This window comes from Xylophilus rhododendri (assembly GCF_009906855.1).
Lineage (GTDB): Bacteria > Pseudomonadota > Gammaproteobacteria > Burkholderiales > Burkholderiaceae_C > Xylophilus > Xylophilus rhododendri.
Genome location: NZ_CP047650.1, coordinates 855,085 through 877,364 on the forward strand (window position 1 = coordinate 855,085; position 22,280 = coordinate 877,364).

Annotated in this window: 24 protein-coding genes; 15 read left to right on the forward strand and 9 right to left on the reverse strand. The window is 69.7% G+C overall.

The window, feature by feature from the left end; all coding sequences use genetic code 11:
- Positions 1-39: 39 nt before the first annotated feature.
- On the reverse strand, positions 40-1,461 hold the full coding sequence (locus GT347_RS04030; protein WP_160550736.1) for an amidase: 1,422 nt from the start codon (positions 1,459-1,461) through the stop codon (positions 40-42).
- Positions 1,462-1,547: 86 nt separating this feature from the next.
- Between GT347_RS04030 and GT347_RS04035 the strand changes: the two genes are divergently transcribed.
- Complete coding sequence (locus GT347_RS04035) at positions 1,548-2,339, forward strand: IclR family transcriptional regulator (RefSeq protein ID WP_160550737.1); 792 nt, start codon at positions 1,548-1,550, stop codon at positions 2,337-2,339.
- A gap of 27 nt (positions 2,340-2,366) precedes the next feature.
- Here GT347_RS04035 and GT347_RS04040 read toward each other — a convergent pair whose 3' ends face one another.
- Complete coding sequence (locus GT347_RS04040; protein ID WP_160550738.1) at positions 2,367-3,110, reverse strand: IclR family transcriptional regulator; 744 nt, start codon at positions 3,108-3,110, stop codon at positions 2,367-2,369.
- A 109-nt stretch (positions 3,111-3,219) separates the two neighbouring features.
- Here GT347_RS04040 and GT347_RS04045 point away from each other — a divergent pair, with 109 nt between their 5' ends.
- Positions 3,220-4,407 carry a multidrug effflux MFS transporter gene (locus GT347_RS04045; protein WP_160550739.1) on the forward strand — a complete coding sequence of 396 codons (1,188 nt, stop codon included), beginning with the start codon at positions 3,220-3,222 and terminating at the stop codon, positions 4,405-4,407.
- Between the two features lie 14 nt (positions 4,408-4,421).
- On the opposite strand, the gene GT347_RS04050 is transcribed toward GT347_RS04045, so the two are convergent.
- A complete protein-coding gene (locus GT347_RS04050; RefSeq protein ID WP_160550740.1) occupies positions 4,422-4,838 on the reverse strand; it encodes a hypothetical protein in 417 nt (138 codons plus the stop codon).
- A gap of 109 nt (positions 4,839-4,947) precedes the next feature.
- On the opposite strand from GT347_RS04050, the gene GT347_RS04055 reads away from it, so the two are divergent.
- The gene (locus tag GT347_RS04055; protein WP_160550741.1) at positions 4,948-5,619 is read left to right on the forward strand and encodes a winged helix-turn-helix domain-containing protein; all 672 of its coding nucleotides are present in this window, start codon (positions 4,948-4,950) and stop codon (positions 5,617-5,619) included.
- Here GT347_RS04055 and GT347_RS04060 read toward each other — a convergent pair.
- Positions 5,586-6,017, reverse strand: a complete 432-nt coding sequence (locus GT347_RS04060; RefSeq protein ID WP_160550742.1) for a BLUF domain-containing protein — start codon at positions 6,015-6,017, stop codon at positions 5,586-5,588. The genes GT347_RS04055 and GT347_RS04060 overlap by 34 nt on opposite strands.
- 138 nt (positions 6,018-6,155) lie before the next feature.
- Between GT347_RS04060 and GT347_RS04065 the strand changes: the two genes are divergently transcribed.
- From GT347_RS04065 to GT347_RS04100, 9 genes are all read left to right on the forward strand, one after another.
- Positions 6,156-6,680 (forward strand): RNA polymerase sigma factor, encoded by a 525-nt coding sequence (locus tag GT347_RS04065; protein ID WP_160550743.1) that lies wholly within the window; start codon positions 6,156-6,158, stop codon positions 6,678-6,680.
- Position 6,681: 1 nt separating this feature from the next.
- Positions 6,682-7,518, forward strand: coding sequence for an anti-sigma factor family protein (locus GT347_RS04070; protein ID WP_160550744.1), 837 nt, complete (start codon positions 6,682-6,684; stop codon positions 7,516-7,518).
- Positions 7,519-7,712: 194 nt separating this feature from the next.
- Positions 7,713-8,366 carry a DUF6088 family protein gene (locus GT347_RS04075; protein WP_160550745.1) on the forward strand — a complete coding sequence of 218 codons (654 nt, stop codon included), beginning with the start codon at positions 7,713-7,715 and terminating at the stop codon, positions 8,364-8,366.
- On the forward strand, positions 8,359-8,610 hold the full coding sequence (locus GT347_RS27375) for a hypothetical protein (protein WP_229722668.1): 252 nt from the start codon (positions 8,359-8,361) through the stop codon (positions 8,608-8,610). The genes GT347_RS04075 and GT347_RS27375 overlap by 8 nt, the downstream gene beginning before the upstream one ends.
- Before the next feature lie 101 nt (positions 8,611-8,711).
- Positions 8,712-8,849: a hypothetical protein gene (locus GT347_RS27380; protein WP_229722670.1), complete on the forward strand. Its 138-nt coding sequence runs from the start codon at positions 8,712-8,714 to the stop codon at positions 8,847-8,849.
- Between the two features lie 110 nt (positions 8,850-8,959).
- The gene (gene dusA, locus GT347_RS04085; RefSeq protein ID WP_229722672.1) at positions 8,960-9,979 is read left to right on the forward strand and encodes a tRNA dihydrouridine(20/20a) synthase DusA; all 1,020 of its coding nucleotides are present in this window, start codon (positions 8,960-8,962) and stop codon (positions 9,977-9,979) included.
- A 94-nt stretch (positions 9,980-10,073) separates the two neighbouring features.
- Positions 10,074-12,080: a hypothetical protein gene (locus GT347_RS04090; RefSeq protein WP_160550746.1), complete on the forward strand. Its 2,007-nt coding sequence runs from the start codon at positions 10,074-10,076 to the stop codon at positions 12,078-12,080.
- A gap of 35 nt (positions 12,081-12,115) precedes the next feature.
- A complete protein-coding gene (locus GT347_RS04095; protein WP_160550747.1) occupies positions 12,116-13,948 on the forward strand; it encodes a M14 family zinc carboxypeptidase in 1,833 nt (610 codons plus the stop codon).
- A gap of 88 nt (positions 13,949-14,036) precedes the next feature.
- The gene (locus GT347_RS04100; protein WP_160550748.1) at positions 14,037-14,444 is read left to right on the forward strand and encodes an RNA-binding protein; all 408 of its coding nucleotides are present in this window, start codon (positions 14,037-14,039) and stop codon (positions 14,442-14,444) included.
- A 1-nt stretch (position 14,445) separates the two neighbouring features.
- Here the strand turns inward: GT347_RS04100 and ybaL are convergent, their stop codons facing one another.
- The 4 genes from ybaL to phaC form a co-directional block, all read right to left on the reverse strand.
- Complete coding sequence (gene ybaL / locus GT347_RS04105) at positions 14,446-16,161, reverse strand: YbaL family putative K(+) efflux transporter (protein WP_160550749.1); 1,716 nt, start codon at positions 16,159-16,161, stop codon at positions 14,446-14,448.
- A 165-nt stretch (positions 16,162-16,326) separates the two neighbouring features.
- Complete coding sequence (gene phbB / locus GT347_RS04110; RefSeq protein WP_160550750.1) at positions 16,327-17,064, reverse strand: acetoacetyl-CoA reductase; 738 nt, start codon at positions 17,062-17,064, stop codon at positions 16,327-16,329.
- Positions 17,065-17,150: 86 nt separating this feature from the next.
- On the reverse strand, positions 17,151-18,329 hold the full coding sequence (locus GT347_RS04115; protein ID WP_160550751.1) for an acetyl-CoA C-acetyltransferase: 1,179 nt from the start codon (positions 18,327-18,329) through the stop codon (positions 17,151-17,153).
- Positions 18,330-18,378: 49 nt separating this feature from the next.
- Complete coding sequence (gene phaC / locus GT347_RS04120; protein WP_160550752.1) at positions 18,379-19,983, reverse strand: class I poly(R)-hydroxyalkanoic acid synthase; 1,605 nt, start codon at positions 19,981-19,983, stop codon at positions 18,379-18,381.
- Positions 19,984-20,074: 91 nt separating this feature from the next.
- On the opposite strand from phaC, the gene GT347_RS04125 reads away from it, so the two are divergent.
- Positions 20,075-20,365 carry a hypothetical protein gene (locus tag GT347_RS04125; RefSeq protein ID WP_160550753.1) on the forward strand — a complete coding sequence of 97 codons (291 nt, stop codon included), beginning with the start codon at positions 20,075-20,077 and terminating at the stop codon, positions 20,363-20,365.
- Here GT347_RS04125 and pgeF read toward each other — a convergent pair.
- Positions 20,282-21,106, reverse strand: coding sequence for a peptidoglycan editing factor PgeF (pgeF, locus tag GT347_RS04130; protein WP_229722674.1), 825 nt, complete (start codon positions 21,104-21,106; stop codon positions 20,282-20,284). The genes GT347_RS04125 and pgeF overlap by 84 nt on opposite strands.
- 79 nt (positions 21,107-21,185) lie before the next feature.
- Here pgeF and GT347_RS04135 point away from each other — a divergent pair, with 79 nt between their 5' ends.
- Together GT347_RS04135 and GT347_RS04140 are read left to right on the forward strand one after the other, a co-directional pair.
- Positions 21,186-21,488, forward strand: a complete 303-nt coding sequence (locus GT347_RS04135; RefSeq protein ID WP_160550755.1) for an antibiotic biosynthesis monooxygenase family protein — start codon at positions 21,186-21,188, stop codon at positions 21,486-21,488.
- Between the two features lie 76 nt (positions 21,489-21,564).
- Positions 21,565-22,260 (forward strand): fumarylacetoacetate hydrolase family protein, encoded by a 696-nt coding sequence (locus tag GT347_RS04140; RefSeq protein ID WP_160550756.1) that lies wholly within the window; start codon positions 21,565-21,567, stop codon positions 22,258-22,260.
- Positions 22,261-22,280 lie beyond the last annotated feature (20 nt).

Below are 22,280 nucleotides of genomic sequence, written 5' to 3' on the forward strand. Positions count from 1 at the left end.
GTGATGAGGGTGGAGGGACGGGACGGGATTCGGAAAGACTCACAGGCCTGCCAGCAAGGGCGGCAGCCGGTGGCGGCAGGGCACGGCCTGCTCGAAGGCATGGGCGAAGGCCAGCAGGGCGCGCTCCTGGCGGTAGCGGCCGACGATCTGCAGGCCGACCGGCAGGCCGTCGGCGGTGAAGCCGCAGGGCACGGAGATGGCGGGCAGGCCGGTCAGGGAGAGGTAGTAGCCGGAGCGCATCCAGTCGATGTAGTTGCCCATCGGCGTGCCGGCGATCTCCTGCACATGCTCCCACTCCACCGGGAAGGGCGGCACCTGGCTGACCGCGCCGACCAGGAAGTCGTGCGACTGCATGAAGCCGTGCATCTGCTGGAACAGCGCGGCGCGCGCCTTCTCGGCCCGGGCGATGTCGGAGCCGCCGGCCTCGCGGCCCACGCCGATGTTCCAGTGGATGGCGGGCTTGAAGGCATCGGGATGGCGGTCGGCGAGTTCGCCGTAGGCCAGGTCGAAGGCGACGCCGCGCAGGGTCTGGAATGCGTGGTCGGCATCGGAGAAGTCCGGGCAGGCCCGGCTCACTTGTGCGCCCATGGCCTCCAGCACCGAGGCCTGCGCCTCTATCACCTGCGTGACAGCCGGATCGGTGGGCAGGCCGCCCCAGGTCGGCGCGAAGGCCACCCGGCTGCCGGCCACGCCGCCCTCCAGCGAGCCGAGGAAAAGCGCCGGGTCCTGCTCGATGGACATGGGGTCGCGCGCATCCGGCCCGGCCATCGCCGCCAGCAGCAGGGCCACGTCGCCCACCGTGCGGCCCATGGGACCGACGACGGTCAGCAGGTTGTAGGGATTGAGCGTGGGCCACTGCGGCACTCGCCCGGGCGAAGGCCGCAGGCCCACCACATTGCAGAAGGAGGCCGGATTGCGCAGCGAGCCGCCCATGTCGCTGCCATCGGCCAGCGCCGCCATGCCGCAGGCCAGCGCGGCCGCCGCGCCGCCGCTGCTGCCGCCGGCGGAGCGGCGCAGGTCGTAGGGATTGCGGGTCGCACCAAAAAGGGTGTTGACGGTGTGCGAGCCCGCACAGAATTCGGGAATATTGCTTTTGCCCAGGGTGATCGCGCCGGCCGCCTGCTCGCGCTGCACCAGCAGGCTGCTGACCGTGGGGACGAAATCGCGGTACAGCGGCGAGCCCTGGGTGGTGCGCATGCCCTGGGTGGCGAAGCAGTCCTTGTGCACCATGGGCAGGCCGTGCAGCAGGCCCAGGGGCTCGCCGCGTGCCTGGCGCTCGTCGGCGCGGGCCGCCTCGGCCATCGCGGCATCCAGGTCCAGGGTGACCAGGGCGTTCACATCCGGATTGCAGCGGGCTATGCGTTCGATGTGCGCAGCCAGCAGTTCGCGGGCGCCGAGATGGCCGTCCTGTATTTCCTGGCGCAGTTCGGTGGCCGGGCGGTCGCAGAGTTCCATGGTCATCAGTCTTGAAGTATTGACATACAATACAAACTATTTTCTATAAATACTTTTAAGCCAGATTCGTGCCTGGCGAAAGAGGAATGACCATGTCCGAAGAAGCGCAGGACGGCTTTGCCGAGGAAGCCGGCGAGAAGAAGGAGTACCTGTACGTGGCGGCGGTGGAGCGCGCGATGCGGGTGCTGGAAGCCTTCGCGACCCGGCCGGGCGACCTGGGCCTGACCGAACTGGCCGACATGACCGGCCTGGGCAAGAGCGCGGCCCAGCGCTTCGTCTTCACCTGGGAAAAACTGGGCTATCTCAGCCGCGACGGCGGCTCGCGCCGGCTGCGCCTGACTTCGAAGGCGGTGGAACTCGGCCACTCCTATCTGAAAGGCGATCCGCTGATCGCCCAGGTAGCCCCCCACCTGGCGGTGCTGCGCGACCAGTTCGGCCTGGCGGTCAACCTGAGCCTGCGGCGCGGCGACGACATGGTCTATCTGCTGCGCCTGCCGAGCCGCCAGCTCACCCTGGCCGAGATGCTGCCCGGTCGGCGCCTGCCGGCCTGGTCCAACGCCAGCGGCCGCATGCTGCTGACCGGCTGCCGCGAGGACGAGCTGCGCGAGATGTACCGCCGCCAGCCGCCGATCGCCTTCACCCCGCGCACCACCACCGACCTGCCGACGCTGCTGGCCGAGATCGCCCAGGCCCGCGAAGACGGCTACGTCATCACCCAGCACCAGGTGAACATGCACCAGATCGCGGTGGCCATCCTGGCCACCGTGTCCTCCGGCGCGCAGGTCGCCATCGGCATGGCGACCACGCTGGACGACTATTCGCCGGCACGGGTGCAGGCCGAGCTGATTCCCGCGCTGTTCCGGGCGGCGGCGGCGCTGCGCTGAGGCGGCGGACCGTCCCGGCCATCTCGGCTATCGCGGCTGAACCCAGGCCTTCAAGGCCTGCTCCACGCCGGCGCGCGCCGCCGCGAAGCGGCCGGCGGGCACCACCACCGACACGGCCAGCGGCATGCCTTCCCGCGGCGGCAGGCCGATGCCGATGGCGCAGATGCCGAGCGCATGCTCTTCCAGGTCGTAGGCGAAGCCGCCGTCGCGGATCGCCTGCAGCTGAGCGATGAGGGCGTCCGCATCGGCCAGGGTGCAGGGGGTCATGCGGTCGAGCGCGCCCGCGCCGTAGAGCCGGCGGATCGCCTCGTCCGGCAGCTGGGCCAGCAAGGCCTTGCCGCTGGCCATGCTGTAGGCGGGATAACGGCGGTCGATGCGGGGAACGGCGCGCTCCTGCTGATCGCTCAGGAAACGGTCGAGGAACAGCACTTCGCTGCCCGCCAGGCTGGACAGGTCGACCGTCTCGCCGGTGGACTCGAACAGGCGATAGAGCCGGGGCCGCAGCTCCCGCGCCACGCCCGGTCCGGCCAGTTCGCCCAGCCTGCGCAGGCCCCAGCCCGGGCGCACGCCGCCGATGCCGGCCTGCACCAGGTGCTCGGCCTCCAGCGCATCGACGATGCGCTGCACGGTGGAGCGCGCGAGGCCGGTGGCGGCGGCCAGCTGGCCCAGGCTGCGGCCATCGCCGTGGGAGGTGACCTCACGCAGGATCGCGGCGGCACGCGCGATGACCTGCACGCCGGAGGCAGGAATATCGGGGGAATCGGAAGACATGTGCACGGACTGTACCGCATTGCGGTACGATGCCTGTACCACAATACGGTACACCCACTCGGTCATGGCTTCCCGCTCGATTTCCCCAACCTCTCCTTTCTACGTCGTCATGCTCGGGCTCCTGTCCGCCCTGCCGCCCATCGGCACGGACGCCGGCCTGCCCGCCCTGGCCAGCATGGGCGCCGAACTGGGCGTGGCGATACCGCAGGCCGCGCAGACGCTGACCATCTTCATGCTGGGATTTGCCATCGCGCCCGTGCTCTTCGGCCCCTTGTCCGACCGCTACGGCCGCAAGCCCATCCTGATGCTGGGCGTGCTGCTGTTCTCGGTGGCGGCGCTGGGCTGCGCCATGGCCGGCAGCATCGGCACCCTGCTGCTGATGCGTTTCCTGCAAGGCGTGGCGGCGGGCGCGGCTTCTTCGCTGCCGGCGGCCATCGTGCGCGACGTCTACCACGACGATCTGGCGCTGTCGCGCCAGTCCTATGTGGCCCTGGTCAACGGCGTGGCGCCGCTGGTGGCGCCCATCCTGGGCGCGGCGGTGCTGATGTTCGCCGGCTGGCGCACCATCTATGCGGCGATGGCGGTCATCGGCGCCGGCCTGCTGCTGCTGGCGGCCACGGGTTATGCGGAAACCGCGCCGCAGCCCGCGCCCGGCGTGCGCCGTCCCTCGGTGCTGCGCGCGGCGCTGCAAGGCTACGGCACCGTGCTGGCCGACCGGGGTTACCTGGCATCGACCGGCCTGCTGGCCGCCACCTTCGGCGTGATGTTCGCCTACATCACCGGCTCCTCGGCGGTGTTCATGGGCATGCTCGGCGCCTCGCCGGCGCTCTACAGCCTGCTCTTCGCCTGCACGGCCAGCGGCACCATCATCGGCGCGGCCAACAACGCGCGGCTGGCGCGGCGTTTCGGCGGCGGCCGGACACTGGCCACCGCCGCGGTGCTGAACCTGCTGGTGTCGATCGCCCTGCTGGCCGTGGGCCGGCTCGGCATCCATTCGCTGGTGCTGACCGCCGCCTTGATGGTGCTGAGCAATATCTGCGCGGGCGTCATCATGCCGACCGCCACGCATGGCGGCCTGCGCCGGCTCGGCCATGTGGCCGGCAGCGCGGCCGCCCTGCAGCGCTGCATGCAGATGGTGGCCGCCTCGGCCTTCGGCACGCTGGTGGGCCTGGTCGGCGGGCAGTCGCTCGCGGCCATGGGCACGGCCATGACCGCGGCCTCGCTGCTGGCCCTGGGATTCCTGCTGGCCGGGCGGCGCGCCGCAAGCGCCACCCTGGTGCCCTCGGGCGGCGCCTGACGGGCCGTGTCCGCTCAGCCCCGGCAGGCGGCCGCCAGGATCCGTTCGCGCGGATCCGGCACCAGGCCGCCGAAAGCCATGGGTTTGGCCGGCGGGAAGACTTCCCTGCGCACAGGGCCCGACCACTGGGCGTCGCGATAGCGGAGTTGTTCCTCGTGGAATATCGATCCGCTGGAACACTCCACCAGGACGGTCGAGAGATAGGACTGGAAAGACTCCCCGTCCGCATCCTGCCGGGGCTTGGCCAGCGTCACGCGGAAAAGCAGCCTCTGGCGATCGCTCCGTCTGCCGATGGAAGCGGTGTCCAGTTCGGTCGCATCCGCATGCGGATCGCCGCGGTCACCGGCAATCGCAAACCAGTTGCCGGCGCGGGACGTCGAACAGAAGAGGCAGATGGCAAGGCCGGCCACGAGCCGGAAATCGAGCTTCATGCCGCCAGTCGCGTCGGATGTGACAATAATTCCGTCATATGTGACGAATTATAACGAGGACATACGGCGCTTCCCGGGGTTTGCCCGCAGGGCGAGATAGCATTTGCACATGGGTGAAAAACAACAGTCGGCGCATGCATGGATCGGGACGCCGCCGCGGTCGCTGGAAAGGCTGGCGTCCAGAGGCGTGCGCTTCGACGACAGCGACGATTTCCTGCTGAGCGCCGAGCCGTTCGAGCATCGGCTCTACGTCGTCGACCTGCAGCAACGAGGCGTGCCGGGCGCCGACCTGGTCCGGCTGATCCGCCGCCGCAGCCAGGCCGGGCTGGTGGCCTTGAGCGCCGCGCCGCATGCGCAATTCGTCCAGGTGCTGGAAAGCGGGGCCGACTGCATGGTGGACCGCCTGGCCCCCGCCGCGCATGTCGAGGCGGTGATCGCGGCGCTGCGCAGGCGCCTGGAGATGGCCGCCGCGCCGTCCGGCCCCTGGAAACTCAAGCAGGAGCAGGCCCGGCTGCAGGCGCCCGACGGCACCGAGATCATGCTCAGCCGCAGCGATGTGACCCTGCTGAGCGCCTTCGTGCAGGCCGAGGGCGGCGTGGTCGCCCGCGCCGACATCACCCGCAGCTTGTGGGGCCCCGAAGCCACCGACATGGACGGCGCCCTGCATGCCGCCCTCTACCGCCTGCGCAAGAAAGTCGAACAGGCCGGCCAGACCGCCTGGCCCGCCCATGCGGTCGCGGGCGTGGGTTATGAATTCCGCGCGCCCTTGCTGCTCGGCTGAGCCGGCGCCGCGGCGACGCCGCTGAACATCAGCTGCACCAGCCGCAGGGCGCGCGAGGGTTCCACCGGCTGCAAGCCCACCAGATGCTCGACCAGATCGTCGGCGCCCGGCCGCTCGGTGAATGCCATGGACCAGTCCGCGAAGCGCCGCGCATCCAGCCCGGCCTGCAGCAGCCGGGTGACATCCGCATGCCGGGCATCGGCATCGATGCAGGCCATGGTGCGTTGCAGCGCCTCCCGCGGCCCTTCGAGCACCTGGGCGAAGAAGCCGCCGGTGCACAGCAGGGCGCCGGTGATGCCGGCCTGGGCATTACGCACGCGGGCGACCAAGAGAATGTCCGATACCTGCCCGGGCAGGGCCAGCGACCGGCTCACGTAGAAGATTTGGTGCAGCGGCATCAGGCGGCCATTGTGCCGCCAGCGTCCTCGAAATTTTCCGCCCGGCAGCGGAATAAGCGCGGCAGGCCGGGCGTCTATCCCCATGTCGCCGCCCGCGCCTTGAGAATGGCGGCCTGATCTCCACCCCCGACCCGCCCCATGCGTGACCAGGACGAAGCCGCCATCGTCGCCTGCATCCCCAACCTGCGCCGCTACGCGCGCGGGCTGCTGGCCGACGCCACGCTGGCCGACGACCTGGTGCAGGACACCCTGGAGCGCGCCTGGAGCCGCTTCTCCCTGTGGCAGAAGCGCGGCGACATCCGGGCCTGGATGTTCGGCATCATGCACAACCATTTCATCGACGGCGTGCGCGCCCGGGGCCGGCGACCGGAAGACAGCATGGGCGACACGCTGCCCGAAGCGCCGCAGCGCGCCAGCCAGTCCGACGGCATCGAGCTGCGCGACCTGGACCGGCTGCTGCAGCGCCTGCCCGCCGAACAACGCGAGGTGATGCTGCTCGTCGCGGTCGAGGAGATGAGTTATGCCGAAGCCGCCGCAACGCTCGGCGTGCCGATCGGCACGGTGATGTCCCGCCTGGCGCGCGGCCGCGAGAAGCTGCGCCAGGAACTGCAAGGCCGCGAACCCTCCGCGCATGCCGCGGCGCCCTTGCGCAGGATCAAGTGACATGGACGCTTCCCCACTCAAACCCCTCTCCGGCGACGGCGGCAAGCCGGTGACCGAAGCCGACCTGCACGCTTATGCGGACGGTCTTCTGGACGCCGCGCGGCATGCCGAGATCGATGCCTTCCTGGCCGCCCATCCGGCCGAGCGCGAACGTGTGGACGACTGGCGTGCCCAGAACCTGGCACTGCGGCAAATGCTCGATCCGGTCCTCTCCGAACCCCTGCCCTTGCGCCTGCCGCTGCAGCCCGCGCCCCGCGCCGGCTGGCGGGAATGGCCCTGGCGCTCGCTGGCGGCCGGCGTGGCGGTCGCGATCGTCAGCACCGGCTCGGCCTGGTGGGGCCGCGGCGCCTACGACGCCCGGCTGCAGCGCAACGCCACGCTGGCGGCGGCGCAGGCCGGCACGCTGCAGGGCTTCGCCCACCGCGCGGCCGTGGCCCATGTGGTCTACAGCCCGGACCTGCGCCGGCCGGTGGAGGTGGGCGCCGACCAGGAGCAGGCCCTCGTCACCTGGCTGACCAGACGTTTGGGCGCCGCGGTGAAGCCGCCGGACCTGCGGGCCCTGGGCTACGCCCTCATCGGCGGCCGGCTGCTGCCGGGCGACAAGGGGCCGGTGGCGCAGTTCATGTTCGGCGGCGCGCAGGGCGAACGGCTGACGCTGTACGTCACCCGCGAGGACGCCGGCCGCGAAACCGCCTTCCGCTTCGGCCAGGACGGGCCGGTGAATGTCTTCTACTGGGTCGACAAGGACTTCGGCTACGCGATCTCGTCGAGCGACAGCCGGCCGGAGATGCTGCGCGTGGCCGAGGCGGTCTATCGCCAGCTGGATACGGGCAGGTAGGCTGCCGACTCCCGTCAGCACGGGGGTTGAAGTGCCCCTGAGAATTCAGAGCGTCCCAGGCTGCTGAATGCCTGGAAAAAGTGTGCATGACTGGCCCGCGAGCCGGCATGTCTTGCACGTCTAAGTAATTGATGGTGTTTGATTTTTTAACAAAATCAACTCCAAGCTGTTAAAATGGGCGAATGGGTTACGCCATGAAGCTCGCCGACCGCATGCGCCAGTCGATTCGACGTCGCTCAGGCCATGTCGTGCTGCGCGCCGAGCTCGCGCCACTGGGCAGCGCATCGCAGGTTTCCGAAGCCTTGAAGGAGCTCCAGCGCGACGGGGAACTGCTGCGACTGGGCGCAGGCGTCTACGCCAAGGCCCGCCGGGACGAATCCACCCACGAGGTGACCCCGGTCGCGGATGTCGAGACCCTGGGGCGCGAGGTGGCGCACAAACTCAAGGCCCGGGTGACCGACAGCGGGAATGGCACGCTGGTGCTGGACACAGGTGACCGTCGTCTCTCCCGCAAGCTGGCTCTGGGCCCTGGCAGCGTTCAATACGTCAACAATCGCAGCCGCAGGGCCCTCACTGAAAGCAGAAGAAAGCCATGGGACATGGCGATTTTCCCGACCTCCGATGTGGGCGACTATGTGCGCCGGCTAGCTAGCTTTCATGGGGTCAGGTATATGCCGACGGCTGCCGATCAATGGGCCGAGACGGTGACCCGACTGGCAGGAGACGAAGTACGTTCCGGCCCGGTGCAGGATCTGTTGGTCGCTCTCAAGCGTGCAGGCAAGCTCACCAAGGACGACATGGCGAGCTTGCTCGTGAACTACCTGCGGGAGCGCAAGCAGGGTGTTTGATCCGTTCAAGGATTTCGAGACGTCCGGCTACCTGCGCAACAAGTTCGCCGAGAAGGATCCGCAGATCGTCCAGGAACTGGAACACCAGATGTTCCGCGCCAGTCTGGACGAAGCCATCACGCACCTGGCGAAGCGGCGAGGCGCCTTGCGTTATGAAGATTTCCTCGCCGTCCATCGCATCCTCTTCGAAGGCTTCTATCCCTGGGCATCGAATGGCACCGTGGCAGCAAGTCGGATTACCTGACCGCACTGAGCGCCGAGATCGCTACGCCGGGCAAGGGCATCCTGGACGCCTATCTGCTGCCATTCGTGGGCAAGAGTCAGGAACGCCAAGCATGGGGCGGCATGATCGGCGGACTGCCGGGCCTGGACGGCAACGGGGTGGGCGACGCCGTTGCGGGCAACTACGAGGACGCGCAAGTCTCCGAGCAATATCGCGAATTCGAGCGGCGGCGCGGATACCGCATTGATGAGTGCTCTTGAAGTCGAGCCCATGGTCTCCCGACACCCGGCTCCGCCCGGGGTTGAAGCGCCTCTGAGAAAATAGCGCCCCGCCGCTTCGATGTGAACCCGGCGCAGGACCGCCCCGCCAGATGAATCCCCAAGACGCCCCCCGGCCCGCCAGCCAGCCGACGCCCGCACGCCTGAGCGTGGCGCCCATGCTCGACTGGACCGACCGCCACTGCCGCTATTTCCACCGCCTGCTCAGCCAGCGCGCCCTGCTCTACACCGAGATGGTGACCACCGGCGCGCTGCTGCATGGCGATGTGGCGCGGCACCTGCGTTTCGACGGGAGCGAACATCCGATCGCCCTGCAGCTCGGCGGCAGCGAGCCGGCCGAGCTGGCGCAGGCCGCGCGCCTGGGCCAGGACTGGGGCTACGACGAGATCAACCTCAACTGCGGCTGCCCGTCGGAGCGGGTGCAGCGCGGCGCCTTCGGCGCCTGCCTGATGCGCGAGCCGGCGCTGGTGGCCGACTGCGTGAAGGCGATGGTGGATGCGGTCGGCATCCCGGTCACCGTCAAGCACCGCATCGGCGTGGACCGCGAGGACAGCTATGCCTTCGTGCGCGACTTCGTCGGCACCGTCGCCGAGGCCGGCTGCACGCGCTTCATCGTGCATGCCCGCAGCGCCTGGCTGCAGGGCCTCAGCCCCAAGCAGAACCGCGAGGTGCCGCCGCTGCGCTACGAGATGGCGCGCCAGCTCAAGCAGGACTTCCCGCGGCTGCACATCGCGGTCAATGGCGGCATCGCCAGCCACGAGCAGATCGCCGAGCGCCTGGCCGAGGTGGACGAGGTGATGGTCGGCCGCGAGGCCTATCACAACCCCTGGAGCCTGGCCGGCTGGGATGCCGCCTTCCTGGGCGGCGCGCCGCGTGAACTCAGCCGCGAAGCGGTCGAGGAAGCCATGGTCGATTACATGGAGCGCGAAGCCGCCGAACACGGCACGCCCTGGTATGCCGTGGCCCGCCACATGCTGGGCCTGCGCCACGGCCTGCCCGGCGCACGCGGCTGGCGACGGGTGTGGAGCGACCACCGGCTCAAGGGCTTGCCGGCGCGCGAGGTGCTGGCCATGGCCCGCCAGGCGCCGCCGGTCGCCGCGGAAGTCGACTGAGGATTCCTGCGCAGGGACATCGCTTCGCCAAGCCGGGCGCGGGGGGCGGCGCGCACGCAGAGACTGCGAAGGCTCTTCAGCGCGAACGATTCTCATGCTCACACTCGACCGGCTCCCGACTTCCTCGCCCGATCAGGCCCGCAGGCCGATCCCCAGCTCCCCTTCCGAATCCGCCGGCATCAGCCCGTTGACGCAGTACCGCGCGCAGCATGTGCTGGCGCAGCTGCCGCCCGCATCCGGCACGGCCTGCAAGGACGACTATTCGGCCGCCTCGTCCACCGCCACGGGTACGCCATCCGTGGCCGAGCTGCGCATCGGCAGGCGCTGGCTGACCCGCCAGCTCAGGCTCGTCGACGAACACGCGCCGCACGGGCTGCTGGCCACGCTGGAGCGGGTGCGCCTGCTGCGTTTCCTGCTGCGCCTGCGCTACCAGGACGGCTGGGACGACCTGGCCAGTCTGCTGCCGCTGGTGCTGGCCAAGTCGCGCCAGCCCTATGTGGAGATCGCCCTGCTGACGGGCTTTCTGCTGTTCGTGCTGATGTCGTCCAGCGCCGCCGTCCGGGCCACGATCCAGGGCTTTTGGGTCGACTATCCGGAGGCCATGGACACCCTGCTGCGGCAGCAGCAGCATCTCATCGACAGCCTGCTGCGTGCGCCCGACGGCGTGGCCCGGGACGCCGGCATCGCGGCGCTGCGGAACCTGCGCGAAGGCAGGAAGCTCCAGCAGCAGGCACCGGGGCCCGATGACAGCCCGGCCGCCGTCGAGATCCGCTACCAGGCCCGCCTGCTGCAGCGCCTGCAGGACGCCGCCACGCGGGCCGACCTCAAGCGCAAGTCGGCCCTGCTGTCCAACGCCATGCTGCTGATGCTGGGCGGCATGCTGGTGTCGATCGCCAAGGCCATGACCGGCGCCATCCTCGCATCGGCCGAGGAAGCGGGCCGGACCGGGCAGGTGGGGCGGCTGACGCCGGTGGAGCAAAGGCTGCAGATGGCCGTGCCCATCGTCATGGCCACGGCACAGCTGCTGCAGGCCGGCTCGGGCGCCATCGGCCTGCGCACGCACCAGCTGCAGCACCGGCAGCTGCGGGCCGACCTCGCGGCGGCGCGGCAGGCCTTCGGCGAGGCACCGTCGCAGGCGCTGGACCTGTACCTGCAGGAGCAGCGGTTCCGCGCGCGCACCGCCGGCTTCGGCCAGCTCTGGAGCGGCAGTCTCAGCCTGGGGCAGCTGATGATGCTGGTCGCCAACATCCTGTTCTTCCTGCGGCCCGCCGTGGTGCTGCCGCTGGCGATACCGGGCGCCCTCCTCACGCTTGCTAGCAGCGTGCTGATCGGCGCGAACGAGGAGCGCGAAGAGGACTTCGACGGCGCCGGGGCGCCCCGGCATCTGCACACCGGCCCGCGCAACCAGGGACTGCAGCTGCATGAGCAGGGCCTGGACGCCACCTGGCAGGCCGGCATGGCCGACTATCTGCGCGAGCAGGAATGGGTGGTGCGGTCGCAGCTCTGGAGCGCCCTGCTGGCCATGCTGGAGGCCAAGGAAGACCTGCTCGCCCCCTGGCCCCGCTGCTCGGCGCGGGAAAGGCGCGCGGCGGTCGCCCGGCACATCGGCAGGAGCCAGCGCAGGCACCTGCTGCCCGCGGGCGTCGAACGCATCGCGGAGCTGCTGCGGCAGGAGTACCCGATCGATTTCTTCGACCGGCCGGTGCGCGCCATCCACCAGGCCATCCACACGCAGATGCAGGCCCATCCGGACGCGGCGGCGATCCAGCGGCATTTCGATTTCCGCCAGGAGGTGTTCGCCGCCACCATGGACATCCTCTCGCGGCGCCCCGAGGCCCGGTGCTCGGCCCTGCTGCAGCGGGTGGCCGCCATGCCGGGCGACCGGCTGCGGGCCGATGCGGATTTCTTCGACCATCTGGCGCAGGATCCGGTCGCCGACGCCATCCACCTGCAGGTACGCAACCAGCGCCTGGCCGGTCACCTGGCGCGCCGCTCGCTGGCACGCCGCGCCGACCATCACGAGATGCTGTCGCGCCTGGCCCGGCTGCGCGGGCCCGCCCGGGCGACGTCCGCTCACGAAGTCGGCGATTCGGCGGTCTAAGATGCGCGCGGTCCAACGCATTCCAGGAGAACCGCATGCCCTCGTCCCATGATCTGCCAGACGCGTCCGCCGCCACGAACCGGCCGCCGCGACTGGCCCTGGCGGGACCCCTGACCCTGACGCTGCTGCTGGCGGCCTGCCAGTCCACGCCGCTGCCGACCTGGCAGAACACCCAGCCCAGCGCCCCCGGCTACCGCGCGCCGCCCGCCCAGGTCATGCCGCCGGCCGCCCCGCCGGTGGTCGACATGGCGCCCGGTGTGCAGGTGACGCCGGTGCGCCCGCTGGACGCGGTCGACCCCGGACTCGCGCCCACGCCCGCCCCGGCGCCCGCCGAGCCCTTCGTGCAGACCGAGGTGCCGCCCTACGGCCCGGCCGTGGCCGCGCGTTTCCCCGCTCCCACCGTGCGCTACGCCACGCCCGGCCTGGCCGACGGCCGCAACACCTTCAGCAGCAGCGCCGAGATCCACGCCTGGCTCACCGGCCTGGGCAGCGCCACCGGACGCGGCAACGAGATACGCGCCGGTGTCGTCAGCATCGGCAACTCGCAGCGTGGCGAGCCGCTGGAGGCGCTGGTGCTGACCCGTTCGGCCAATACCGAGCCGAGCACCCTGCTGGCCGATGGCCGGCCCACGGTGCTGCTGATCGGCCAGCAGCGCGGCGACGAGCCGGCCGGCGCCGAAGCCCTGCTGGTGCTGGCCCGCGAGGCCGCCGCCGGCCTGCTGCAGCCGCTGCTGGGGCGCATCAACATCGTCATCGTGCCGCGCGCCAATCCCGATGGCGCCGCGGCCGGCAGCGCCGCCACCGCCGACGGCACCGACCTGGCGCGCGACCACCTGGTGCTGCGCACGCCCGAAGCCCGCGCCATCGCCCACCTGGTGCGCGACTACCGGCCGCTGGTGATGGCCGATGCACGCGAATACCCGGTCACCCGCGCCTTCGCCGAGAAGTTCGGCGCGGTGCAGCGGGCCGACGTGCTGCTGCAGTACGCCACACCGGGCAACGAGCCCGAGTTCGTCACCAAGGCCGCCGAGGAATGGCTGCGCCGCCCGGTCAGCGCCGCGCTGGAGCGCTCCGGCCTCAGCCAGGACTGGTATTTCCACGCCGCGCTGGACCCGGCCGACCGCTCGCTGACGATGGGCGACGCCCTGCCCGGCGACCTGCGCAACGCCGAAGGCCTGAAAAACGTGGTCAGCCTGCTGGTCGCCACCCGCGGCCAGGGCCTGGGCCGCATGCACCTGCAGCGCCGGGTGCACAGCCAGGTGGTGGCCCTGTCGGCGGTGCTGCAGGGCGCCGCCACCAAGGCCGACGAACTGCGCCAGCTGCGCGAGTTCGTGGACCGCGATGTCGCCTCCCAGGCCTGCCGCACCGATGCCGCGGTGGAGGTGCTGCCCACCACCCAGCGCCGCAAGGTCACCCTGCTCGACCCCGAGACCGGCGTGGACCGCCCCACCGATTTCGACTGGAATTCCTACCTCATCCCGCGCACCGTGCACAGCCGCCGCAAGCCCTGCGGCTACTGGCTGGACGCCTCGGCCTCCGGCGCCATCGATCGGCTGCGCGATGCCGGCGTGCAGGTGATGCGGGTGGCCGAGCCCTCCTCCCTGCTGATGGACAGCTACCGCGAGACCGCGCGCCGCGACGACACCGACCGCGGCACCGTGCTGGTCGATGTCTCCGTCAGCCGCGCCCTGGCCGATGTGCCGCAGGGCAGCTTCTACATACCGCTGTCGCAGCCGCTGGGCAATTTCATCTTCGCCGCGCTGGAGCCCGACGGCCCGGACAGCCTGTTCGCCCGCCGCGTGATCCCCAAGCTGGAATCGGTGGGCCGGGTGGCCAACCTGCCGACCCTGCGGCTGGAGGAATATTGATTCCTTGTCCTACAGCTGGGGCGGCAGGCGCCGCCTAAGCTGCCTCGCTCAGCGCCACGTCGGCGTGAAGACCAAGAGGAGACAGGCCATGAGCGAGTTCGTGATGGATCCCGGAATGCTGACCATGGGCGGTGTGTTCTACCCCACCGGCCATGCAGTCATCATGTTTCCCGACAAGGCCGATGCCGACAGCACGGCCGCCGCCCTGGTGACCGAGGCCGGCTTCTCGGGCGACCAGGTGCGCACCCTGTCGCCCGCCACCTTCCTTCGCGATATCGCCAAGTCCGAGGAAGGCAGCGATATCCCGCTGCCCTCGGTGGGCACCGAAGGCGCCACCGTGCGCTCCTTCGAATCCCTGGCCCGCCAGGGCCATCACGGCCTGGTGGTGGCGGCCGATTCGCGGGAAGACACCGAGCGCCTGATGGCCGTGGCCCGCCGGGTGCCCTTCTCGCTGGCGCAGAAGTACCGCAGCCTGGTCATCGAAGACCTGAAATAACTCAGCCGTGCGCGCCGGCGCTGCCCGGCCGCGCGGCCCGCGCCAGCACATGGCGCACCATGGCCTGGGCCAGCTCCTGCTCGCCCAGGAACACGGTGCCGGCATGCTCCTGTTCCAGCAGGCGGGCTTCCTCCTCGTTGTGGCTGCGCACCACGACCTCGATCTCCGGATTGAGCGTACGGGCCGTCTCGATCATGCGGCGGATGTCCATCGACTCCGGCACCGCCACCACCAGCATGCGGGCGCGGGCGATATGCGCCTGGATCAGCACCGAGGGCTCGGCGGCATTGCCGAACACCGCCACCGTGCCCTGCTCGCGCAGGCGCTCGACGATCTCGCGGTTCTCCTCGGCGATCACATAGGGCAGGCCCTGTTCGGCCAACGCGGCGGCGATGCGCCGGCCCACACGCCCATAACCCACCAGCACCACCTGGCTGGAGAGATAACGCTCGTGCGTGCCCATGGGCAACTCGGCCAGCGGATCGTCGCGCTGCTCCAGCTTGCGGGCGAAGGCCGAGCGCTTGAGCAGCCAGTTGCTCAGCGGCGCGCTGGCGCCGAAGATCAGCGGATTGATCGAGATCGAGATCAGCGCGCCGGCCAGCACCAGGCTCTGGCCCTCGGCCGGCAGCAGGCCGAGCGAGCGGCCCAGCGCCACCAGGATGAAGGAGAACTCGCCGATCTGCGCCAGGCTCGCCGAGATGGTGAGCGCCATCTGCAGCGGATAGCGGAACAGCATCACCAGCGCCGCCGCCGCCAGCGACTTGCCCACCACGATCACCGCCACCACCGCCAGCACCTGGAAGGGCCGCTCCACCAGCACATGCGGGTCGAACAGCATGCCGACCGACACGAAGAAGAGCACCGCGAACGCATCGCGCAGCGGCAGGGATTCCTCGGCCGCGCGGTGGCTGAACTCGGACTCGCGCATCACCATGCCGGCGAAGAAGGCGCCCAGCGCGAAGGACACGCCGAACAGCGCCGCCGCGCCGAAGGCGATGCTCACCGCCGCCGCCACCACACACAGCGTGAACAGCTCGCGCGAGGCGGTGCGGGTGACCTGCCACAGGATCCAGGGGAACACCCGCCGCCCCACCACCAGCATCAGCGCCACGAAGATGCCGACCTGCAGCAGCGTGAAGCCCACCGTCTTGAGCAGGGTCATGACATCGGCCGAGCCGCCACCGTTGCCGCCCAACACGCCGGCCAGCGGCGGCAGCAGCACCAGCACCAGCACCATCGCCAGGTCTTCCACCACCAGCCAGCCCACGGCCACGCGGCCGGTGAAGCTGTCGAGCAGGTTCAGCGTCTCCAGCGCCCGCAGCAGCACCACCGTGCTGGCCACCGACAAGGCCAGGCCGAAGACCAGGGCGGCGCCGACCGGCCAATCCCACCACCAGGCCAGGCCCATGCCCATCAGCGTGGCCGCGGCGATCTGCACCAGCGCCCCCGGCAAGGCGATGCGCCGCACCGCCAGCAGGTCGTCGAGCGAGAAATGCAGCCCCACCCCGAACATCAACAGCATCACGCCGATCTCGGACAGCTGCGCGGCGATCTCGGCATCGGCCACGAAGCCCGGCGTGAACGGTCCGATGATGACCCCCGCCAGCAGATAGCCGACCAGCGCCGGCAGCCGGATCTTGATCGCCAGGAAGCCCAGGATGAGCGCCAGGCCCAGCCCCGCTGCGATGGTGTTGATGAGGGAGACGTTATGGGGCATCGGTCGTGGAGTCCTCTTCCGGGGAGTGAATGGGTATCGATTGGATCGCCCACTTATAACCGCTGATGCCTTGCGAACCGCCCAATTCCGGCCTTCATCACGGGCTTTGCCGCCATGAAAAAAGCCCGCCGGGTGGCGGGCTTCGTCGTCGCGGTGCCGTGCGGCTCAATGCATGTGCAAGCCGCCGTTGACCGCGAACTCGGCGCCGGTCGTGTAGCCGCCTTCGTCCGAGGCCAGCCAGGCGATGATGGAGGCGATCTCCGTCGGCTCGCCCAGGCGCTTGACCGGGATGGTGGCGACGATCTTGTCGAGCACGTCCTGGCGGATCGCCTTGACCATGTCGGTGCCGATATAGCCAGGGCTCACGGTGTTCACCGTCACGCCCTTGGTGGCCATCTCCTGCGCCAGCGCCATCGAGAAGCCGTGCATGCCGGCCTTGGCGGCCGAGTAGTTGGTCTGCCCGGCCTGGCCCTTCACGCCGTTGACCGAGCTGATGTTGATGATGCGGCCCCAGCCCTTTTCCACCATGTCGCCCACCACCTGCTTGGTGACGTTGAACATGCTGTTGAGGTTGGTCTCGATCACCGCGTCCCAGTCCTCGCGGGTCATCTTGAGGAACATGCGGTCGCGGGTGATGCCGGCGTTGTTCACCAGCACGTCGATGGCGCCATGTTCGGCCTTGGCCTTGGAGAAGGCCTCGACGGTGGATTCCCAGTCGCCGACATTGCCGACCGATGCGTGGAAGGTGAAGCCCAGCGCCTTCTGCGAGGCCAGCCACTTCTCGTAGTCACGCGTCGGGCCGCAGCCCGCGATGACCTTGAAGCCGTCCTTGTGCAGGCGCTGGCAGATGGCGGTACCGATGCCGCCCATGCCGCCGGTTACGTAAGCCACTTTCTGGCTCATGGATCACTCTCCTGAATCTTGTGTGTTGTGGATGCCGCCTGCGCCTGGATCGGTGCATGCGGCCTGAGGACTAGTTTGGCGCAAGTTCAGCGCTCGATGGTCAGGGCAACCCCCATGCCGCCGCCGATACACAGCGATGCGATGCCTTTCTTGGCATCGCGGCGCTGCATTTCGTGCAGCAGGGTGACCAGGATGCGGCAGCCCGATGCACCGATCGGGTGACCGATGGCGATCGCACCGCCGTTGACGTTGACCTTGGAAGTATCCCAGCCCATCTCGTTGTTGACCGCGCAGGCCTGGGCCGCGAAAGCTTCGTTGATTTCCAGCAGATCCAGATCGGCTGCCTTCCAGCCGGCCCGGGCCAGCGCCTTGGTGGAAGCAGGAACCGGGCCCATGCCCATGATGGCCGGGTCCAGGCCGGCCGTGGCGTAGCTGGCGATGCGGCCCAGCGGCTTCAGGCCCAGGGCCGCCGCCTTCTTCGCGGTCATCACCATCACCGCCGCGGCGCCGTCGTTGATGCCCGAGGCATTGCCCGCGGTCACGCCGCCGGCCTTGTCGAAGGCGGGGCGCAGGCCCGACAGGGCCTCGGCATTGGTCTTGCGGTTGATGAACTCGTCGGCCGAGAACACCACCGGGTCGCCCTTTCGCTGGGGGATGGAGACCGGCACGATCTCGTCGGTGAAGCGGCCGGCGTCCTGCGCGGCCGCGGCCTTCTGCTGGCTGGCCAGGGCCAGCGCGTCCTGCTGTTCGCGGGTGATGCCGTACTGCTTGGCCACGTTCTCGGCGGTGATGCCCATGTGGTACTGGTTGTAGACGTCCCAGAGACCGTCCACGATCATGGTGTCGACCATCTTCCAGTCGCCCATGCGCTGGCCGTCGCGCGAGTTGGGCAGGATGTGCGGCGAGGCGCTCATGTTCTCCTGGCCGCCGGCGATGACGATCTCGCTGTCGCCGGTGGCAATCGCCTGGGCCGCCAGCATCACCGACTTGAGGCCGGAGCCGCAGACGGCGTTGATGGTCAGGCCCGGCACCTCGCGCGGCAGGCCGCCCTTGAGCAGGGCCTGGCGTGCCGGGTTCTGGCCGGCGCCGGCGGCCAGCACCTGGCCCATGATGACCTCACCGACCTGCGCGGCCTCCAGGCCGGAACGCGAGAGCAGCTCGCGGATCACGATGCTGCCCAGCTCGGTGGCGGGAATCTTGGAAAGCGAGCCGCCGAACTTGCCCACCGGTGTGCGGGTGGCGGCGACGATGACGATGTCTTCCATGGTGGTCTGCTCCTGGCGAAGATATGGATGAAGAAGATGGGAAGGAGGCTCAGGCCTTCTGCCGCACGTAGCGGCCGGGCGCCGCCTCGATGGCGGTGTGGCCATGGCCGCCGTAGGTGCGCGGCGCGGCATGGCGGCGGCCGGCGTGGCCGGCGAGCCATTGGCTCCAGTCGGTCCACCAGCTGCCCGGACGTTCCTCGGCGCCCGCGAGCCAGGCCGGCTGGGTGAGCGGCAGCACGCCGTCCTCGCGCACCCAGTAGCTGCGCTTGTGTTTGGCCGGCGGGTTGATGACGCCCGCGATATGGCCGGAGGCGCCCATGACGAAACGGCAGGGCCCGGTCAGCAGCTGGGTCGAGGCATAGGCGCCGCCGCCCTGCGCGCCCACCGGCACGATGTGGTCCTCGCGCGAGCCGTAGACATAACTCGGCAGGTCGAGCAGGCGCAGGTCCACCGGCTGGCCGCAGACGGTGGCCGCGCCCGGCCGGCACAGGCGGTTTTCCAGGTAGGTGTTGCGCAGGTACCAGGCGTAGAAGGGGCCGGGCAGGTTGGTGGCGTCGCTGTTCCAGTAGAGCAGGTCGAAGGGCGCAGGCGTCTCGCCCTTGAGGTAGTTGCCCACCACGTAGTTCCAGACCAGCTCGTTGGGCCGCAGGAAGCTGAAGGTCGATGCCAGCTCCTGCCCGCGCAGCAGCCCGCCCTGGCCGAGGCTTGCTTCACGGGCGCGCACCGCCTGCTCGTCGATGAAGATATCGAGCACGCCGGTGTCGGAGAAATCGAGGAAGGTGGTCAGCAGCGTCATCGACTGCGCCGGCTTCTCGCCCTGCGCGGCCAGCACCGCCAGCGCGGTGGCCAGCATGGTGCCGCCGACGCAGAATCCCAGGGTGTTGATCGTCTTGCTGCCGGTGATCTCCTGCACCGTGTGGATGGCGCGGATGACCGCGTCCTGGATGTAGTCGTCCCAGCCGGCCCGGGCCAGCGATTCGTCCGGATTGCGCCAGCTGATGACGAAGGTGCGGTGGCCCTCGGCGACCGCATGGCGGATCAGCGAGTTGGCCGGCTGCAGGTCGAGGATGTAGTACTTGTTGATGCAGGGCGGCACCAACAGCAGCGGGCGGGCGAAGACCTTGTCGGTCAGCGGCTTGTATTCGAGCAGCTGGAACAGCGCGTTCTCGAAGACGACCGCACCCTCGGTGGTGGCCACGTTGCGGCCCACCTCAAACTGGCCTTCGTCGGTCTGGCTGACATGGCCGCGCCGCAGGTCGGCGGCCAGGTTCTGCATGCCCTGGGCGATGCTCTGGCCCTGGCTGTCGACCGCCTTCTGCAGCGCATCGGCGTTCAGCGCCAGCAGGTTGCTGGGCGCGGTGGCGGCGGCCCACTGGTCGACGGCGAAGCGGATGCGCTGGCGGGTCTTGTCGTCGGCCTCCACCGCATCGGCCATGGCGGCCATGGTGCGGCTGCCCAGCAGGTGCGCTCTTGCGGCGAAGGTCGCCAGCGGGTTGTGCTGCCAGGCCTCGCCGGCATAACGGCGGTCGGCGATGGGCGGCGCATCCTGCGGCGGCGCGCCCAGTTCGGCCAGGCCGCGGAGGTAGTCGGCCTGCAGGGCCAGGAGCCGGGTCGGATCCAGCCGGGGCAGAAAGCCAGTAGGTTCAGAATCCATATGTCTCTTCAACGGCGCTTGCTGCCAAACATCGGGTCCGGCATCGGCCAAGGGCAGTCAGCCAGGATCATGATGCACGCGAATTCATTGTATGTACCTCGTGGTAATCGCCTGGGTCTATGTGGCTTTGATGATGGCGGTGGCCGAGGCCACGGCCAGCACCGGCACGCTGCTCGGCGCCATCATGACCTTTGTTCTTTACGGCTTGCTGCCGGTGGCGCTGGTGGTCTACCTGCTGGGCACGCCGCGCAGGCGCCGGGCCTTGCGGCGGCAAGCCCTGGCCGAACGCCGGGCGGCCTCAGCCCAGCTGCCAGATGCTGGCCGCCATGCGGCCGGTGCTGCCGAGCCGGGCGGCATCGCGCCGGTGCGAGAAGAACCTTGATGCATCGCTGACGGTGCACCAGCCCTGGCCGCCGTCGTTGCCGTAGGCCTGCGCCACACCCGCGGCCATGAGCCGGCGCCGCGCCAGCGCGGCCAGGTCGGCCCACCATTTGCCCGGGGCGGCGCCGGCACGAAAGCAGCCCGAGGCCAGCGGATCGCTCGCGACAAAGGCCAGCCGCACCTCATCGCCCACCTCGAAGGCCTGCGGCCCGATGCAGGGCCCGAGCCAGGCCAGCAGCGGCGCCTGCGGCTCGCCCAGGCGCTGGCGCAGCGCCGCCACACAGGCTTCCAGCACGCCGCCGGCCAGCCCGCGCCAGCCGGCATGGGCCGCGCCGACGATGCGGCCACCGGCATCGCACAGCAGCACCGGCAGGCAGTCGGCCACCATGACGGTGCAGGCGCGGCCGGGCACGGTGGCGGTGCAGGCATCGGCCTGGGGCATCTCGGCGCCTGGCTGCAGCAGGTCGAGGTCCACGCAATCGCTGCCGTGCGGCTGGCGCATGAAGACCGGCGCGGCGCCCGTGGCCGCGCAAAAGATCGCGCGGTTGGCCGCGACGGCCTCCGCGTCATCGCCCACATGGTCGCCCAGGTTGAGGCTGTCCCAGGGCGCTGAAGAAACGCCGCCGTTGCGGCCGCTGCAGACCGCCCGTACGCCAGCCGGCGCGGGCCAGTCGGGAATCAGCCAGTCCGGGGCGGGGCTTCGGTCGGAATCGATGGGCAGGGCCAAGACGGGTTCGCGCAAGTGGCGGTAGAGTGGCGGGCGGTCGAGCATAGCGCCGGCCCGCGCCTCATCCCTCCCAACAAAGACAAGCAGCATCGCCATGATCCTGGAACACGCCGACATCCGTATCGCACCCGGCCGCAACGCGGAATTCGAAGAGGCCATCAACCGCGGCCTCAACACCGTGCTGTGCAAGGCCAAGGGCTTCATCAACGCCAAGGTGATGCGCGGCATCGAATCGACCGAGCGCTACCTGCTGCTGATCGAATGGGAAAGCGTGGCGGACCACAACGTGGGCTTCCGGGAATCGCCGGCCTTCGCCGAATGGCGCGCCATCATCGGCCCGTTCTTTGCTGCGCCCACCGTGGTCGAGCATTTCGAAGCCACCGCCGCCAAGGCCTGATCGCCCCCAGAGCCGCGTGGCACACTGCGCGGCGCGTTTTTCCATCCCCATCGAACGCCTTCCGTCGGAGACCTTCATGTCCTTTGTTTTCCCGCCGATTCCGCAGCCGGCCGTGCCGGTGGCCGGCCGCAGCGAACTGTTCCCCGTGCACCGCATCTACTGCGTGGGCCGCAACTACGAAGATCACGCCAAGGAGATGGGTTTCACCGGCCGCGAGCCGCCCTTCTTCTTCATGAAGCCGGCCGATGCGGTGGTGGTGGTGGCCGAGGGCCAGACCGGCTCCCTGCCCTACCCCAGCCTCACCAAGAACTTCCACCACGAGATCGAACTGGTGGTGGCCATCGGCAAGGGCGGCAAGAACATCGCCAAGGCCGACGCCATGCAGCATGTCTTCGGCTACGCCGTGGGCCTGGACATGACCCGCCGCGACCTGCAGAACGAAATGAAGAAGCAGGGCCGCGCCTGGAGCATCGGCAAGGGCTTCGACCACAGCGCGCCCATCGGCCCCATCGTGCCGGCCGCGCAGGCGGGCGATGTGGAGAACGCCGAGATCTGGCTGAAGGTCAATGGCGCCGACCGCCAGCGCAGCCATGTCACCAAGCTGATCTGGAACATCGCCGAGACGATCGAGATCCTCTCGGCCGCCTGGGAGCTGCAGCCCGGCGACCTGATCTATTCGGGCACGCCCGAAGGCGTGGGCGCGGTGGTGGCGGGCGATGTGCTCGAAGGCGGCGTGGCGAGCATCGGCACGCTGAAGCTGCAGGTCGTCTGAGCGGCAGCGGCGCTGTCCTC

Bases quoted from the DNA above. Each gene is read 5' to 3' on its own strand.
- phbB (WP_160550750.1), bottom strand. From the start codon at position 17,064: ATGAGCCAGAAAGTGGCTTACGTAACCGGCGGCATGGGCGGCATCGGT.
- GT347_RS04055 (WP_160550741.1), top strand. From the start codon at position 4,948: ATGGGTGAAAAACAACAGTCGGCGCATGCATGGATCGGGACGCCGCCG.
- GT347_RS04090 (WP_160550746.1), top strand. From the start codon at position 10,074: ATGCTCACACTCGACCGGCTCCCGACTTCCTCGCCCGATCAGGCCCGC.
- GT347_RS27380 (WP_229722670.1), top strand. From the start codon at position 8,712: ATGATCGGCGGACTGCCGGGCCTGGACGGCAACGGGGTGGGCGACGCC.
- GT347_RS04100 (WP_160550748.1), top strand. From the start codon at position 14,037: ATGAGCGAGTTCGTGATGGATCCCGGAATGCTGACCATGGGCGGTGTG.
- GT347_RS04125 (WP_160550753.1), top strand. From the start codon at position 20,075: ATGTACCTCGTGGTAATCGCCTGGGTCTATGTGGCTTTGATGATGGCG.
- GT347_RS04115 (WP_160550751.1), bottom strand. From the start codon at position 18,329: ATGGAAGACATCGTCATCGTCGCCGCCACCCGCACACCGGTGGGCAAG.
- GT347_RS04060 (WP_160550742.1), bottom strand. From the start codon at position 6,017: ATGCCGCTGCACCAAATCTTCTACGTGAGCCGGTCGCTGGCCCTGCCC.
- GT347_RS04135 (WP_160550755.1), top strand. From the start codon at position 21,186: ATGATCCTGGAACACGCCGACATCCGTATCGCACCCGGCCGCAACGCG.
- GT347_RS04035 (WP_160550737.1), top strand. From the start codon at position 1,548: ATGTCCGAAGAAGCGCAGGACGGCTTTGCCGAGGAAGCCGGCGAGAAG.
- GT347_RS04075 (WP_160550745.1), top strand. From the start codon at position 7,713: ATGAAGCTCGCCGACCGCATGCGCCAGTCGATTCGACGTCGCTCAGGC.
- phaC (WP_160550752.1), bottom strand. From the start codon at position 19,983: ATGGATTCTGAACCTACTGGCTTTCTGCCCCGGCTGGATCCGACCCGG.
- GT347_RS04070 (WP_160550744.1), top strand. From the start codon at position 6,682: ATGGACGCTTCCCCACTCAAACCCCTCTCCGGCGACGGCGGCAAGCCG.
- GT347_RS04050 (WP_160550740.1), bottom strand. From the start codon at position 4,838: ATGAAGCTCGATTTCCGGCTCGTGGCCGGCCTTGCCATCTGCCTCTTC.
- GT347_RS04045 (WP_160550739.1), top strand. From the start codon at position 3,220: ATGCTCGGGCTCCTGTCCGCCCTGCCGCCCATCGGCACGGACGCCGGC.
- dusA (WP_229722672.1), top strand. From the start codon at position 8,960: ATGAATCCCCAAGACGCCCCCCGGCCCGCCAGCCAGCCGACGCCCGCA.
- GT347_RS04065 (WP_160550743.1), top strand. From the start codon at position 6,156: ATGCGTGACCAGGACGAAGCCGCCATCGTCGCCTGCATCCCCAACCTG.
- ybaL (WP_160550749.1), bottom strand. From the start codon at position 16,161: ATGCCCCATAACGTCTCCCTCATCAACACCATCGCAGCGGGGCTGGGC.
- GT347_RS04095 (WP_160550747.1), top strand. From the start codon at position 12,116: ATGCCCTCGTCCCATGATCTGCCAGACGCGTCCGCCGCCACGAACCGG.
- GT347_RS04140 (WP_160550756.1), top strand. From the start codon at position 21,565: ATGTCCTTTGTTTTCCCGCCGATTCCGCAGCCGGCCGTGCCGGTGGCC.
- GT347_RS04040 (WP_160550738.1), bottom strand. From the start codon at position 3,110: ATGTCTTCCGATTCCCCCGATATTCCTGCCTCCGGCGTGCAGGTCATC.
- GT347_RS04030 (WP_160550736.1), bottom strand. From the start codon at position 1,461: ATGACCATGGAACTCTGCGACCGCCCGGCCACCGAACTGCGCCAGGAA.